13 protein-coding genes are annotated in these 15,109 nt (G+C 73.9%); 6 read left to right on the top strand and 7 right to left on the bottom strand.

Annotated features, from left to right (window positions below):
• Positions 1 to 29: 29 nt before the first annotated feature.
• Genes BN6_RS15650 through BN6_RS15640 form a run of 3 tightly spaced genes read left to right on the top strand, consistent with a single transcriptional unit; the run spans position 30 to position 3,039 of the window.
• Complete coding sequence (locus BN6_RS15650; RefSeq protein WP_231905305.1) at positions 30 to 1,460, top strand: pyridoxal phosphate-dependent decarboxylase family protein; 1,431 nt, start codon at positions 30 to 32, stop codon at positions 1,458 to 1,460.
• A 10-nt stretch (positions 1,461 to 1,470) separates the two neighbouring features.
• Positions 1,471 to 2,418 carry a P1 family peptidase gene (locus tag BN6_RS15645; RefSeq protein ID WP_015100632.1) on the top strand — a complete coding sequence of 316 codons (948 nt, stop codon included), beginning with the start codon at positions 1,471 to 1,473 and terminating at the stop codon, positions 2,416 to 2,418.
• A gap of 33 nt (positions 2,419 to 2,451) precedes the next feature.
• The gene (locus BN6_RS15640) at positions 2,452 to 3,039 is read left to right on the top strand and encodes a DUF4865 family protein (RefSeq protein ID WP_015100631.1); all 588 of its coding nucleotides are present in this window, start codon (positions 2,452 to 2,454) and stop codon (positions 3,037 to 3,039) included.
• Between the two features lie 21 nt (positions 3,040 to 3,060).
• On the opposite strand, the gene BN6_RS15635 is transcribed toward BN6_RS15640, so the two are convergent.
• The 3 genes from BN6_RS15635 to BN6_RS15625 form a co-directional block, all read right to left on the bottom strand.
• Positions 3,061 to 6,480, bottom strand: a complete 3,420-nt coding sequence (locus tag BN6_RS15635) for a tetratricopeptide repeat protein (RefSeq protein WP_015100630.1) — start codon at positions 6,478 to 6,480, stop codon at positions 3,061 to 3,063.
• 369 nt (positions 6,481 to 6,849) lie between these two features.
• Positions 6,850 to 7,473, bottom strand: a complete 624-nt coding sequence (locus BN6_RS15630; RefSeq protein ID WP_015100629.1) for a DJ-1/PfpI family protein — start codon at positions 7,471 to 7,473, stop codon at positions 6,850 to 6,852.
• A 20-nt stretch (positions 7,474 to 7,493) separates the two neighbouring features.
• On the bottom strand, positions 7,494 to 8,450 hold the full coding sequence (locus BN6_RS15625) for a GlxA family transcriptional regulator (RefSeq protein ID WP_015100628.1): 957 nt from the start codon (positions 8,448 to 8,450) through the stop codon (positions 7,494 to 7,496).
• A 77-nt stretch (positions 8,451 to 8,527) separates the two neighbouring features.
• Between BN6_RS15625 and BN6_RS15620 the strand changes: the two genes are divergently transcribed.
• Both BN6_RS15620 and BN6_RS15615 read left to right on the top strand, forming a co-directional pair.
• A complete protein-coding gene (locus BN6_RS15620) occupies positions 8,528 to 9,280 on the top strand; it encodes an aminotransferase class IV (RefSeq protein WP_051075582.1) in 753 nt (250 codons plus the stop codon).
• A gap of 38 nt (positions 9,281 to 9,318) precedes the next feature.
• Positions 9,319 to 10,236 carry a hypothetical protein gene (locus tag BN6_RS15615; protein WP_015100626.1) on the top strand — a complete coding sequence of 306 codons (918 nt, stop codon included), beginning with the start codon at positions 9,319 to 9,321 and terminating at the stop codon, positions 10,234 to 10,236.
• A gap of 109 nt (positions 10,237 to 10,345) precedes the next feature.
• Here the strand turns inward: BN6_RS15615 and BN6_RS15610 are convergent, their stop codons facing one another.
• Both BN6_RS15610 and BN6_RS15605 read right to left on the bottom strand, forming a co-directional pair.
• Positions 10,346 to 10,795: an Lrp/AsnC family transcriptional regulator gene (locus BN6_RS15610; protein ID WP_015100625.1), complete on the bottom strand. Its 450-nt coding sequence runs from the start codon at positions 10,793 to 10,795 to the stop codon at positions 10,346 to 10,348.
• Positions 10,792 to 11,922, bottom strand: a complete 1,131-nt coding sequence (locus tag BN6_RS15605) for a M24 family metallopeptidase (protein ID WP_015100624.1) — start codon at positions 11,920 to 11,922, stop codon at positions 10,792 to 10,794. Before BN6_RS15605 ends, BN6_RS15610 begins: the two co-directional genes overlap by 4 nt.
• Before the next feature lie 126 nt (positions 11,923 to 12,048).
• Here BN6_RS15605 and BN6_RS15600 point away from each other — a divergent pair, with 126 nt between their 5' ends.
• A complete protein-coding gene (locus tag BN6_RS15600; protein ID WP_041312877.1) occupies positions 12,049 to 12,996 on the top strand; it encodes a 5'-3' exonuclease in 948 nt (315 codons plus the stop codon).
• A gap of 45 nt (positions 12,997 to 13,041) precedes the next feature.
• Here the strand turns inward: BN6_RS15600 and BN6_RS15595 are convergent, their stop codons facing one another.
• On the bottom strand, positions 13,042 to 14,250 hold the full coding sequence (locus tag BN6_RS15595) for a GNAT family N-acetyltransferase (protein ID WP_041316883.1): 1,209 nt from the start codon (positions 14,248 to 14,250) through the stop codon (positions 13,042 to 13,044).
• A 111-nt stretch (positions 14,251 to 14,361) separates the two neighbouring features.
• Positions 14,362 to 15,075 carry a DUF4333 domain-containing protein gene (locus BN6_RS15590; RefSeq protein WP_015100621.1) on the bottom strand — a complete coding sequence of 238 codons (714 nt, stop codon included), beginning with the start codon at positions 15,073 to 15,075 and terminating at the stop codon, positions 14,362 to 14,364.
• Between the last annotated feature and the right edge of the window lie 34 nt (positions 15,076 to 15,109).

Raw genomic sequence — 15,109 nt, 5'->3', positions numbered from 1 at the left:
CCGTCTACTCTGCCATGATGGGTGACCCGTTGATCTCGCGAGAGGACGCCGCCGAGGCGTTGGGGATGGTGGCCCGCGCCGCCGGCAAGTACTTGGACGTGCTGCCGCACCTGCCGGTGCGGGACCTGTCGCAGGCGCACCTGGTGAAGGAGCTCGACGGCCCGCTGCCCGAGGACGGTGACGGCACCATGACCGCCGTCGCGGACCTGCTGCGGATCGGGACGCGCGCGGCGACGCACTCCTCCGGCCCGAGGTTCTTCCACTTCGTGGTGGGCGGCTCGACGCCGGCCGCGCAGGCGGGCGACTGGGTCACGTCGCTGCTCGACCAGGCGGCCGGGCTGTGGCTGACCTCGCCGCTGGCCACGCAGGCCGAGACCACGGTCCTGCGCTGGCTCAAGGAGATGTTCGGCCTGCCCGCGGGCTACGGCGGGGTGCTCACGCCGAGCGCGACCTTCGCGAACTTGACGGGGCTGGCGTGCGCGCGGCACTGGTGGGCGGCGCGGCACGGCGTGGACGTGACCGCCGACGGGCTGGTGGGCCTGCCTCGGATGCCGGTGTTCTCCAGCGGGTACGTGCACGCGAGCAGCCGCAAGGCGTTGCAGCTGCTGGGTCTGGGGCGCGACTACGTGCGCACGCTCACCCGTGATGACGCCGGCCGGCTCGACCTGGAGGCGTTGGACCGGGAACTGGCGGTGTCCGGGCCGGCGGTGCTGATCGCGAACGCGGGCGAGGTGAACGCGGGCGACTTCGACCCGGTCGACGAGATGGCCGACCTGGCGCGGGAGCACGGCGCTTGGCTGCACGTCGACGGCGCGTTCGGGCTGTTCGCCGCGCTGTCGCCGCAGACCGCGCACCTGGTGCGGGGCGTCGAGCGGGCCGATTCGCTCGCGGCGGACGGCCACAAGTGGCTCAACGTGCCCTACGAGAGCGGGTTCGCGTTCGTCAAGGACCCGTTGTCGCTGGGCCGGGCGTTCGGCGGCTGGAACGCGCCGTACCTGCCCGAGCCGGACGACGAGTTCGTCAACTACAACAACCTGGGCCCGGAGTCGTCGCGGCGGGCGCGGGCGCTGCCGATCTGGACCACGCTGCGCGCCTACGGCCGCTCCGGGCACCGGGCGATGGTGGAGCGGCACCGGGACCTCGCGGTGCGGCTGGGCGGGATCGTGGAGCGCTCGGCGGACCTGGAGCTGCTCGCCCCGGTGAACCTGTTCGTCGTGTGCTTCCGGTACCGGCCGCCGGGCGTGCCGGAGGACCGGCTGGACGAGCTCAACCGGCGGCTGGGCGAGGAACTGCTCGACGACGGTCGGGTCTACGTCGGCACGACGGTCTACCGCGGCCGGGTCGCGCTGCGGCCGGCGATCGTGAACTGGCGGACCACCGCCGAGGACATCGACCTGCTGGCCTCGGTGGTGCGGGAGATCGGCGCGCGGCTCGCCGACCGGATCGAACCCGGTCAGTAGCATCGCGACCGTGCGCAACGCGATCACCGACGTGCCCGGAGTCCTGGTAGGACACGCCACCCGGATCGGCGGCGGCGCGCTGACCGGCACCACCGCCGTGCTGTTCCCGCCGGGCACCCGGTCCACTGTGGACGTCCGGGGCGGCGGTCCGGCCACCCGGGACACCGCCGCGCTGGACGCCCGGTACGGCGGACGGGTGGTGCGCGGTGCCGTGCTGACCGGCGGCAGCGCCTACGGGCTGGCCGCCGCCGACGGCGCGGCCCGCGAGCTGGACGAGCCGGTGCCCGCCGCCGCCCTGTTCGACCTGGGGCGCGGCGGCGAGTTCGGCGGCTACCCGACGGCGGAGCTGGGCGCGGAGGCGGTGCGCGCGGCCGGCACGGAGGTGGCGCAGGGCAACGTGGGCGCGGGCACGGGCGCGCTCAACGCGGCGTTGAAGGGCGGGATCGGCACGGCGAGCGCCGACCTGGGCGGCGGGGTCGTGGTCGGGGCGGTCGCGGCGCTCAACGCCGCCGGCCTGGCCGTCGACCTGGCCACCGGGCTGCCGTTCGGCGCCGCGCTGGGCCTGGCCGGCGAGTTCCCGGCCCGCGGCGGCGACGACCTGGACCGGCCGCTGCCGGCGTTCGAGCACCCGTTCAACACGGTGATCGGCGTGATCGCCACCAATGCCCGGCTGCCCGCGCTGTTCGCGCTGGCCAACGCCGCGCAGGACGGGCTGGCGCTGGCCGTGCGGCCCGCGCACGGGCTGCCCGACGGCGACACGGTGTTCGCCGCGTCGACGGGGACGCACGACGCACCGGCCGAGGCGGTCCTCACCGCCGCGCGGCAGGTGTTCGCGCGGGCGCTGGTGCACGGCCTGCTGTCCGCCGAATCGGTGACCACGCCGTGGGGGCACCTCACGTCCTACCGGGAGCACTACCCTCGCACCGCAGCCGGGTACCCGACGCGGCGTGCGTTCTGACGCGGCGTGCGTTTCGATGCGGCGTGGGTTTCGATGCGGGGGAAACTTCTGATGCTGGCCATGCAGTACGAGATCACGCTGCCCGCCGACTACGACATGGGGATCATCCGCACCAGGGTCGCCACCCGCGGGTCGGCGCTGGACGGGTGGGCCGGGCTCGGGCTCAAGGCGTACTGCGTGCGCGAACGCGGTGTGGACGGTTCGCCGGTCAACCAGTACGCCCCGTTCTACCTGTGGCGCGCGCCGGAGGGGATGAACGCGTTCCTGTGGGGGCCGGGGTTCCGGGGGCTGAGCGCGGACTTCGGCCGGCCGGCCGTGCGGCAGTGGACCGGGCTGGCGTTCGAGTCCGGCGACCTGGCCCGAACCCCGGTCGTGGCGACCAGCCACACCAGCCCGATCCCGCCGGACGTCGACCCGGCCGGGGTCATCGAGGAGGCGGTGGCCGGGCTCGTGGCGGGCGACGGCGTGCACTCGACGGCGCTGGCCGTGGACACCCGGAACTGGCAGTTGCTGCGGTTCACCCTGTGGCACGACGAGCCGCAGGACGACGGCGTCCGCTACCGGGTGCTGCATCTGTCCCACCCGGAACTCGACGACCTGCCGCGCGGTCGCCACTGGTGATCCGGGCCGGTCTGACCCGGTTCAGGCCCGGCGGGAACGCCCGGGGTTGCGGGCGCGGTCGGCGTACGGGACGGCGATGTAGCCGGCCAGCTCCAGCACACCGCCGGTGGTCCGGTCCAGCTCCCGGGCGAACGCGGTGATGTCGTGGTCGACGCGGCCCATCAGCCACGCCAGCAGCACCACCACGACGTCGGCCAGCACCCCCACCGGGAACGGCATGTCGTCGCGGTTGCCGGTCGTCACGGCGTGCGCGAAGTCGGTCATCCCGCGTTCGGTCAGCTCCAGCGGCCCGGTCTCGATCGCGCGTCTGAGCGAGTCCACGACCAGCGGCACCACCGACGCCCACGTGGCGCGCGGCGCGATCTCGCAGATCAGACCGCCGCACAGGGCGGTGGTCCACAGCGCGCCGGGGTCGTCGGCGCGCACCGCGCCCACCGCGAGGTCGGGCAGCAGCGCCGCGCCCTGCTCCCACTCCCCCTTGGCCACCAGCAGCTCCACCGCGTGCCGGTAGTGCTCCAGCGCCGCCGGGTGCTCGCCGAGCCCGGTCAGCACCCGGCCCAGCTCGTGGTGGCAGGCGGCCAGGTCGAGCGGGCCGCCCAGCCGCTCGGCCAGCGCCACCCCGAGTTCCGCGTAGTGCCGCGCGGTCGCCGGCTCACCCAGGTCGCGGTGGCACGCTCCCAGCTCGCGCAGCGCGGCCAGCTCGGCCGGGCCGTCGCCCTCGGCGCGGAACAGCTCCACCGCGCGCACCCCGGCGTCGACCGCGGCGGCCAGGTCGCCCGCCCCGTGGTGGCGCACGCACTCCTCGAACTTGAACGCGGCCTGCCGCCGCCTGTCGTCCAGCTCCACCGCGACGTCGTGCCCCTCCACGGCGTACCGCGCCGCGGTCGCGTGGTCGTCGCTCAGCTCACCCAGCACGCCGATCGCCTCCATCAGCCGAGCTCCACCGCCGTTCACCCGGAACGCGGCCTGCGCCTCCAGCGCGGCCCGCCGCGCCTGGTCGGGTCTGCCCCGGTCGGCCAGCAGCCGCGCCATGCGCAGCAGCACCCCCGCCCGGTCCCGGTACGCGTCACCCTGTCCCACGCACCGTTCGAAGTCCGCGAGCGCCTCCGGGTATTCCCCGCGCTCCTCGTGCCGCTGCCCGGTGATCCGGTAGCGCTCGGCCCACCGCGCGCCCGCCTCGGCGGCGGGCAGGTCCAGGCCGGGCAGCACGCTGTCCAGCTTCGCCACCAGCCCGGCCGCCTCGGCGTCGTCGCGGGTCAGCTCCAGCTCGTCGAGCAGCACGTCGGCGTAGGACGCGGTGCCGGTCGCGGCCGCCTGCTCGGCGATCTCGCGCAGCGCCACGATCTCCCGGTGCAGCACGCGGGCCAGCGGCTCGCCGCGGTCCCGGGCGACGGCCGCGAGCAGCGCGCACCCGGCCAACGCCGCCGCGCCGCCCGTCGTGGACCGGTCGCGCCACTCGTCCAGCCGGCCGTTGACCGTGCCGACGTACAAATAGGACCGTTCGACGCCGCCGGGCGTGCCGGTGTCCACCACGGCGTGCGCGGCGGGCGCCTCCTCGGCGGTCAGCCGGTGCACCACCGTCCGCGCGAAACCGGCCGCCAGGTTGGGCGGGACCGACCACAGCGCGCCGATGTAGCCGCGCGCGCCGGCCCGGACGAACTCCCGGCCCAGCCCCGTCCACGAGCGGCAGGAGTTGTTGAACACGATCGGCCGGTGGCGCAGCGCCACCCGGTGCGGCACCAGCCAGTCCGGCAGTTCCTGCCCGCCCAGCACGATGCCGTCGTCGTCGCCGTGGGTGTTGAAGAACACCAGTTCCACCGGCAGCCCGGCCAGCTCGTCCAGCACGTCGACCGAGGCCGCCGCGCCGGAGAGCACGATCGGGTGGGTGTGGTGGCCGACCCGGCGGGCCTCCGGCGGCCCGTCGTCGGTCCGGCCAGGGTCGACGCGGTCGTGGTCGACGCGGTAGGAGCCGCTGTGCTCGTCGCTGTCGAACACCAGGCTGAACGTGCCGGGGTGGCGTTCCACGGCGGCCCCGTACAGCTCGGTGAGCACGACCAGGGTCGGGTCGGCGACGACGTGCCCGATCGGCTTGCGGGTCCAGTCGACCTCGGCGGTCCGCACGAACGAGTACGGCAGCCCGGTGGTGAACGCGGTCAGTCGCCGATCGCCCACCTCGGCCGCCGCGTGCGCCGGGACCTGCGCGCCGACCACCGCCTCCACCGCCGCGTACGGGTCGTGGTCGCCCGTCGACAGGTAGCGCCACAGCGCCTCGACGAACCCGATGCCCTTGACCGCGTCGCCGATCGCGCGGGCGGCGGCGGTGAACCGTTCCTGCTCCTCGGCGACCACCCGCCGCACCTCGACCAGGTCCGGCGGCGGGGTGATCACCAGCCGTGCGCCCCGGTGGTGCGCGTAGGCCGCCGCGACCAGGGTGTCGGCGGTGCCGTCGTCCTCCACCAGAACGGCTTCGTCACCGTGCGGTTGGTGCTCGGCGAACGCGGGCTGCGGCGCGCCGGGCACCACGCGCAGCGGCCGGCCCAACCGCAACGCGGTGAACAGGGCGGCGGTGAAGTCCGCGTCCGGCGGCACGTCGAGGGGCTCCGGCTCGCCGTCGCGCAACGCCTGCCACGCGGCCGTGGTCAGGTTCGGGCTCTGCGAGAGCCGCACGGCGTCGAGGCCGTCGAACAACAGCCCGCCGCCGTCGGCGGGATCGACCGCGTTGACGTGTTCGGGATCGGGGTCGCACAGGAACACCGCACGCCGCACACCCACCCGGCGCAGCAGGTCCGCGAGCCGCTCGTGGTGGCGCAACCACGAGCGGTAAGGCGTCAAGGCGCGGCGCAGCCGATCGGTCTCGGCCGGGTCGTCCAACGCTCGGCTCGCGGTGTACTCGGCGTGCAGCGCCAGGTAGTCGGCCTCGGCCAGCGGCGGCGGATGCAGCGCGACGATCGGCGTGAACCGGTCCGCGGGCAGGCACGACACCACGACGGCGGCCTGCCGCACCTGGTCCGGGCGGCACACCACGACCGTGTCGGCGACGTCGAACACCGGGGCGCTGGTCACCGTGAGGTGCACTTCGGAGCAGCCGGCCGGCAGCGCGACAGCCACCCCACCGGGCACCGCGGCATACGACGACGAGCCGCTGACGTGCAGCGACACGTCGTCGGGAAGCATGAAGACGACACCGTCGGCGGTCCGCGCGGCGGGCGCGTCGACGTCGAGCCGCCACTGCGCGGGCGCGGACAGGTCGAACCGCCGCCGCAGCACCGTGCGCACCCGGCCGTCACGCGACTCGTCCACCACGAGATCGCGCGCGCCGGTCTCGACGGTCAGGTGCTCGCACACCACGAGCGGCGGCTTGCCGTGCACGTCGAGCAGGACGGCACGCAACAAACCCGCCTCGAAGCGGAACCGGATTCCGTGCGGAGCACCGAGGTCCACTGGCTCACAACCCTTGCAGCGAAGACTCCACCGGATGGAGGTGGCGTGGGAAAGCTACACGGCGTTGGATTGCCGCGACTCCGTCGCGGCGGGCTCGGCTGGGTTGAATTGCCGCGACTCCGTCGCGGCGGCTCGGCCGCTGGGGAGTCGGTGCATCGCGCCGCGTTTCCCTCCGATCGAAGAGCGTGATCGGAGGGAAAGGCGACGCGACACACCGACGCGGCCTCGCGTGTGGGTCGCGTGGGTGGCCTGACGTGCCAAGGGTCGGCCTTGCCGGACGCCCCTGCTCGACGGGTCCGCCGACGACGAGGCTGTCGGAAGGACGGTGTGAGCAGGGGCTTCGCGGGGGTGGCGTGCCGGAGCGGGGCGTCAGGTGCCCAGTTCGGCGCGCATCATCGCCAGGACGGAGGCGGGCGCGGTGTCCGGCGTGCCGGAGTCGTAGGGCGGCTCGGGCGCGTACTCGATGAGCAGCTGGGTGAACCGGGCCCGGTCGTCGCCCCAGATCAGGCCGACCAGGGTGAGCGCCATGTCGATCCCGGCGGACACCCCAGCGCCGGTCAGCACGTTCCCGGCGCGCACCACCCGGTCGGTGCTGACCACCGCGCCGAGCTGCGCCAGCTCCTCGCGCACCGCCCAGTGCGTGGTGGCCGGCCGGCCGTCGAGGATCCCGGCCTGGGCGAGCAGGGTCGAGCCGGTGCACACCGACGTGGTCCAGGTGGCGGTCGGGTGCACCTTGCGCAGCCACCGCGCGACCGCGCCGTCCGCCAGCGGCTCGGGCCACGCGCCGCTGCCCGGCACCACGATCACGTCGGCGCGGTCCACCTCGTCGAACGTGGCGGTGGGCGTGATGATCAGCCCGGCGTCGGCGGTGACCGGGTCCAAGGTGGCCGCGACGAAGCGCACGGTCACGTCCCGCTGGTGGGCGAGTACCTCGTACGGCCCGATCAGGTCCAGCGCGGTCAACTTCGGGTACAGCACGAATGCGAGGTCCATTCCCCATCCCCCATCGGTGGTCAGGCCGCACCGGTGGTGCGGAACCTGTGTCGGTAGCCGCCCGGCGTCACGCCGAGCACCCTCAGGAACGCGCGGCGCATGGTCTCCGCGGAGCCGAACCCGCTGCGCCGGGCCACCACGTCGAGCCCTTCGTCACCGGACTCCAGCACGCCCGCCGCCGCCTCCACCCGGGCCTGCTCCACGTACCGGGCGGGCGAAGCGCCCACCCGGCGCGGGAACACCCGGGCGAAGTGCCGGGGGCTCATCGCGGCCCGGCGGGCCATCTCCCCCACCGTCCACGCCGCGGCCGGGTCGTCGGCGATCGCGTCCAGCACCGCCCGCAGCCCCGGCTCGCGCACCGGCGGCACCCTGGCCCGGACGCTGAACTGGGACTGGCCGCCGGGCCGTTGCAGGAACACCACGAGCCACCGGGCCACCAGCCGGGCCAGCGCCGCGTCGTGGTCGCGTTCCAGCAGCGCCAGCGCGAGGTCGATGCCCGCCGTGACCCCGGCGGAGGTGGCCAGCCGCCCGTCGCAGACGAAGATCGCGTCCGGCACCACCTCCACCCGCGGGTGGTCGGCGGCCAGCCGCCGGCAGTACGCCCAGTGCGTGGTGGCCCGCGCCCCGTCCAGCAGGCCGGCGGCGGCCAGCAGGAACGCGCCGGTGCACACCGACGTGACCCGCCGGGCCGAGCCGGCGACCCGCCGCAGCTCGCCCAGCAGCACGGCGTCCCGCGCGGCGGCCTCGAACCCGAAGCCGCCGACCACGACGACCGTGTCCACCGGTCCGGCGACCTCGCGCAGGTCGTCGGCGGCCACCCCGATGCCGGACGCGGTGAAACCCCCGCCCACCGCGGCCAGCCGCACGCGGTAGCCGCCGTCGCGCACCCCCGACGCGCCCTGGAACACCTCCACCGGACCGGCGATGTCCAGCAGCGCGGCGTCCGGGAAGCCGACGACGAGCACCTCTCGTTCCACACCGACCACCCTCCCGATCCGCGCGGGTGGCGGCAACGACCCGCGACCCTCGATTCCTGCCACGTTACGGTCGGGTCGTGCTGAGGATCGAGATCGACGGTGCCGCTCCCACCGCGGAACAACTGGCCCCCGCCGTGCTGGCCAACTACGGCCACTTCACCGCCATGCAGGTCCGCGACCGGCGGGTCCGGGGTCTGGACGCCCACCTGCGCCGGCTGGACGCGGCCAACCGCGAGCTGTACGGCACCGGACTGGACGGTGACCGGGTGCGCGCCCTGGTGTCGCACGCCCTGGCCGACGACGTCCGCGACGCCGCCGTGCGCGTGGTCGTGTTCGGCACCGCCGACCCGGCGGTGCTGGTCGCGGTGCGCGACCCGTCGAGCCCGGCGGACCGCCCGCACCGCCTGATGTCGGTCGACTACCGCCGCCCGCTGCCGCACGTGAAGCACCTAGGCGGCTTCGGCCAGGCCCACCACCGCAATCGCGCGGCGGCGGCCGGGTACGACGAAGCGCTGCTCACCACCCCGGACGGCGTGGTGGTGGAGGGCGCGATCACCAACATCGCGTTCTTCGACGGCGACGACGTCGTGTGGGCCGACGCGGACTGGCTGCACGGCATCACCATGCAGCTCCTCGAACGCGAACTGCCGTCGCGGCGGGCCGTGGTGCGGCTGGCGGACCTCGGGTCCTACCGGGGCGCTTTCCTGACGAACTCGATCGGCGTGGTCGCGGTGTCCGCTGTGGACGAGGTCGAGTACGAAGTGGACGCCGGAGCGATCGGCCGGGTGCGGGCCGCCTACGACGCCGTGCCGTGGGACGCGTTTGAGTAGAACCCCCGATGCCACCGGAAGGGGTGATAGGAGACCGTATGGCGGTGATCGACACCCCGAAGCACGCGCTCCCGGTCGTCATCCAGGTGGTTGCCGCGTTCACCGCCGCCCTCCTAGTGATGTACCTGGGCGGCTGGCTGGTGATGTTCGGCTTCTGGGTCGGCAGCAAGGTTCTGGTGCTGGTCAGCCTGATCCCCGTGTTCGGGCTGTTCTACCTGATCGGCACGGTCACCAAGGAGGCGAGCCCGCTCACCGGGACACCGGGGTGGCGGGTGCTGTGGGCGGCGCTGATGTCGGTCGTGGGCCTGATCGGCGTCGTGTTCTACTCCAGCGCGCTGGACTCGTGGCAGCCGCATGGCCCGACGTGGCTGCTCTACGGTGGTTTCGGACTGCCGGTGGCGCTGGTGGCCGCGATCCTCGTACGCGGTGTGCTGCTCCCGCTGGGCACGGCGGTCGTGGCGGTGGCGCTGATCGCCCTGGCCAACACCGGCCCGACGTGGCAGGAGCCGGACACCGCCAAGACGCGCACCAAGGCCGCCGGGGTCACCCCGTACCTCTCCCCGCAGGCGGGCTACGGCTCGCCGACGTTCCGGCTGGAGGACGGCCGGGCCGTCGTCGAGTACGCGGCCACCGGCCCGGACGCGCCGCTGGGCGAGCGCCCGAGGCTGGTGACCCACAAGGTCAAGCCCACCACGTGGAAGGACGTCCCGGTCTACCGGGAGGACCCGGCGGCCCACGTCTGGGTCCGGCGGTACGGGGAGGTCGAGGTCACCGCGATCGTGCCCAAGCAGGCCGACAAGGAGGCGTCGCTGGCGTTCGCGAAGACCGCGCGGGCGGCGTCCGACGACGAGGTCATGGCCCTCCTGCCGGAACCGGACCGGCCGGTGATGCGCGTGGTCGACCGGTTCACCGACACCATGCGCAAGCTCGCCGAAGGCCGCGGCCAGGAGACCTGACCGCCCTCCCTGACAGCGGGCCTGGTGCTGCAACGCATGGCCAACGGGCCCGCACCACCGGTCCGCCCGCCCGTGCGCACCGACACGACCACGTCCTGACCCGCGACCGCTAGACCGCCGGCGGCCGGTCCTCGTACGGCGTGGACAGCACGACCGTCGTCCGGGTGGACACGTTCGCCGCCTCGCGGATCTGCCGGAGCAGCTCCTCCAGCGCCGTCGGCGACGCCACCCGGACGCGCAGGACGTACGAGGCGTCCCCCGCGACCGAGTAGCACGCCTCGACCTGCGGCAGGTGCTCCAGCCGCTTCGGGTAGTCGTCCGGAGCCGCCGGGTCGATCGGGGTCAGCGAGATGAACGCGGTCAGCGGCAGGCCGATCTCGTCGCCGTCCAGCCGCGCCGCGTACCCGCGCACCACGCCGCGCTGCTCCAGCCGGCGCACCCGCTGGTGCACGGCCGACACGCTCAGTCCCACCCGCTCGGCGAGGTCGGTGAAGCTGCACCGGCCGTCGGCGGCCAGCTCGCGCAGGATCGCCCGGTCTATCGGCTCCAGGGCGGTCACGCGGGCAGCACCACCAGGTCGTGGGGTCGGTTGTTGACGGACTCGACACCGGTGTCGGTGGCGATCACGATGTCCTCGATCCGCGCGCCCCACCGGCCGGGCAGGTAGATGCCGGGCTCGACGCTGAACGCCATGCCGGCCTCCAGCACCAGGTCGTTGCCGCCCACGATGTAGGGCTCCTCGTGCACGTCCAGCCCGATGCCGTGGCCGGTGCGGTGCACGAAGTACTCGCCGAAGCCGGCGTCGGCGATGACCTCGCGCGCGGCGGCGTCGATCGACTCGCACGTGACGCCCGGCTTGACCGCGTCCACGGCCGCCCGCTGCGCCGCCTGGAGCACCGCGTAGGTGTCCCACACGTCCTTGTCGCGCGGCTCGCCCAGCACGTAGGTGCGGGTGGAGTCGGAGTTGTAGCCCTCGGCCACCGGACCGCCGATGTCGACCACGACCACGTCGCCGGCCTCGATGACCCGGTCGGACAGGCTGTGGTGCGGCGACGCGCCGTTCGGGCCGGAGCCGACGATCACGAACTCGGCCAGCTCGTGGCCCTCGGCGACGATCGCGGCCGCGATGTCCGCGCCGACCTCGGCCTCGGTGCGGCCCGGCCGCAGCCACTCGCCGACCCGCGCGTGCACCCGGTCGATCGCCGCGCCGGCCTTGCGCAGCGCCTCGACCTCGGAGGCGTCCTTGCGCATCCGCAGCTCGCGCAGGATCGGACCGGCCAGCACCTGGTCGCCGCCGATGGCGTCGCGCAGGCTGAGGTTGTGCAGGGCGGGCATCATGTCCGCCACGGCGACCCGGTCGGTGCCCTTGAGCGCCCGGCGCACCAGCGCGTACGGGTCCTCGCCGTCGACCCAGGTGGCCACGTCGACGCCGAGCTCACCGGTCGGGACGGCCGCGTAGCCGGGCTGCTCCAGCTTAGGCACCACCAGCACCGGGGTGCCGCCGACCGGCAGCACCAGGCAGGTGAGCCGTTCGAACGACGACCCGCCCGCCCCGATCAGGTAGCGCAGGTCCGAACCGGGCGTGATGAGCAGGGCGTCCACGCCGGCGACGGTCGCCGCGGTGGCGGCCTTGTCCAGTCGCGCGCGGAGGGCGTCCACGTCAATGGGTCCAACATGGGTCGACATGTCTCGTTAGCCTAGTACTGCCAGGCCCGCAACGTGCCACTACACCTGATCACCACGCACCGGGCACGACCGCGCACCGACCGTGCGCGCGGGCCGCTGTCGTACCCGTCTGGCAAGCTGTCCGGGGTGAGCAGCCCGCTAGTCCTCATGGACGCCGCCAGCCTCTACTTCCGGGCGTTCTACGCGTTGCCCGAATCGATGACCGCGCCGGACGGCACCCCGGTGAACGCCGTGCGCGGTTTCGTCGACACCATCACCAAGGTGATCACCGACCGCGGCGCGGGCCGGGTGGTCGCCTGCCTCGACGCCGACTGGCGGCCCGAGTTCCGGGTGGCCGCGCTGCCGTCGTACAAGGCGCACCGGGTGGCCGCCGAGGGCGCCGAAGGCGAGGAGGACGTGCCGGACACGCTGACGCCGCAGGTCCCGATCATCCTCGACGTGCTCGACGCGGTCGGCATCGCCACCGCCGAGGCGGTCGGCTACGAGGCCGACGACGTGATCGGCACCCTCGCCGCCCGGGAGGCCACCGACCCGGTCGAGGTCATCACCGGCGACCGCGACCTGTTCCAGGTGGTGCGCGACGAGCCGACCCCGGTCCGCGTGCTGTACCTGGGTCGGGGCTGGGCGAAGGCGGAGCTGATCGGTCCGGTGGAACTGGCCGCGAAGTACGCGCTGCCCGAGCGGGACGCCGGCCGGGCGTACGCGGGGATGGCGGTGCTGCGCGGCGACCCGTCGGACGGCCTGCCCGGCGTCGCGGGCATCGGCGAGAAGACGGCCGCCAAGCTGATCACCGAGTTCGGCTCGCTGGAGGCGGTGCTGGCGGCCGTGCACGACGGCAAGGACCGCAAGCTCACCACCCGCGCCCGCACGTCGCTGATCAACGCCCAGGACTACCTCGCCGTGGCACCCACGGTGGTCAACGTGGCCACCGACGCCGAGATCATCCAGGACCGCCCGGACCCGGTACCGGCCGCACCGGTCGACCCGGACCGCGTGGAGGAACTGACCCGCCGCTGGGGCCTGGGCAGCTCCCTCCCCCGCCTGCTGACCGCCCTGGAACGCCGCAACGCCTGACCGGACGCGTCCCGAGCCCGTGAGCCCGGGGCGCGCCTCCTCTTCCTAAAAGAACGTGCCGCACCACGGAGTTTGAGCTGCGGCGAACAGTGCGTCCGCGCGCGCCACGGCGTCGCCCGACGCCTCCTCGAAGCGGCCGGTCATCGCGAGGGCGCCGAAGGTCACGTCGCCCAGGTAGGCCGCGGCCAGGACGTCGACGTCCACCACGAAGTCCGGCTCGTCCGACGTCCGGGACGCCCCCTGCGCGGTGATCCGGTACGCGCCGTCGTTCTCCGGCAGGAACCGGTCCCGCACGCCGATCACCACCGGCTCACCCGCCCGGTAGGTGCGCGCCGCCAGCGCCGCCTCGACGTCCAGCAGGCGCAGCCACGTCTCGTCCGACTCGTCCACCGTCCGCACCGCCCGGCGGTCGGTCACCAGCCACTCCACCGGCTCGTCCAGCGGCCGGCCCTCGGCGAGCACCTCGCCCACCAGGTCCACGCCCAGCAGGAACGCCCACAGGTCGGCCCACGCGCGCGGGGTCGCCGCCCACAGGTCCTGCACGGCCAGCACGGTCGGCTTCTCGTTGCCGGTCTCCCACGACCCGGGCGTCACCTTGTAGATCGCGTACCCGTCGTCGCCGTCCGGCCCCGACGCCACGGCGAACTTGAGGTTGTCCTCCTTGAGCGCGCGCTGCACGTTCGAGGTCCACCAGCCCGTCCACCGCGCGATCGACCCGGCCCGGCCCGGCGTCAGGCGGTCGAACAGCCCGCGGCACAGCGGCAGCGCGGTCTCCCCGTCCACCAGCCGCACCCGGCCCGCGATCGGCACCCGCACCCGCGTCTCGACGCGCTTGACCCGGATCTCGCGGTAGCGCGTCGCCACGCCGTAGCCGAACCGCCCGTAGATCACGCTCTCCGACGCCCGCAGGGTCGCCGCCACGTCGCCCGCGTCGCGCATCGCCCGCAACTGGGCGCGCTGCATCGCCGTGAGCACGCCGCGCCGCGTCCAGTCGGCGCGCACCCCGACCCGGCTGACCGCCGACATCCGCACGACCGCGCCGCCCGGCACCGTGAGGGCGGACGGGAAGGCTTGCACCGTGCCGACCAGCTCACCCTCCGCGAAGGCACCCAACGCCTGCCCCGCGTGGTAGGTCGTCCGGACGGTCTCCCACGCCTCGTCGGTCGGCGGGGCGTAGTGCAGGGTTCCCCGGAACAACGCGCTCGCGGCGCGGAAGTGGGCGTCGTCGAGGACGCGGATGTCGAGGTCGGTCACCACCCGATGGTGCCTGGTGGGGGGCCGGATCGCGAACGAGTTTCAGCGGCCCCGGGAACGACGAAGCCACCCCGGGCGGGGTGGCTTCGCGACAGGTGCGGCCGGAGCGGGTCAGCCGGTGGGCTGGCCGACCTCGTACTCGCCGTCGGCGGTCTTCACCGTGATCTTGACGTCCTTGTCCTTGCCGCCGATCTTCACCTTGCAGGTGAACGTGCGGTTCGGCTCCACCGGGTTCTCCCCGGAGCAGGTCGCGCCTTCCACGTCGGAGATCTTGTAGTCGTCCTTGAGGATCTGCACGATCCCGGTCTGGACGGCGGTGTTGTCGAAGATCTTCTTCTTGAAGAAGCCGGGCGTCACGAAACCGGTGATGGCCACCGCCGCGAACACCAGCACGACCAGCGCGACGACCACCCAGAGCACCGCGCCGGACTTCTTCGCGGGCGGCTGCTGGCCGTAACCGGGCTGGCCGTACGGGTTCTGCTGCTGCCCGAACTGGCCCGGCTGCTGGCCCCACTGCTGCTGCGACGGGTCCGCCTGGCCGTACGGGTTCTGCTGCTGCGGCTGACCGTACGGGTTCTGCTGCTGTTGCTGCTGGGTCGGGTCGTAGCCGCCGGGGTACTGCTGGGTGTACTGCTGCTGCTGTTGGGGCTGCTGCCCCCACTGCTGCTGTTGCTGCTGCGACGGGTCCGGCTGCCCGTAACCGGGCTGCTGCTGAGCGGGGAAACCACCCGACGGCGTGCCGGGGTACCCACCACCGCCGTAGGGCTGCTGGCCCCACTGCTGCTGCGGGTCGTTCCCTCCGGACGGTCCGTACGGACTGGTCATGCTCGGCCTCCGACGGTCGGTCTGGAAAAGATGT

Origin of the sequence: Saccharothrix espanaensis DSM 44229, from assembly GCF_000328705.1 — a bacterium.
GTDB lineage: Bacteria > Actinomycetota > Actinomycetes > Mycobacteriales > Pseudonocardiaceae > Actinosynnema > Actinosynnema espanaense.
This window is presented reverse-complemented; position numbering and strand designations above follow the sequence as displayed.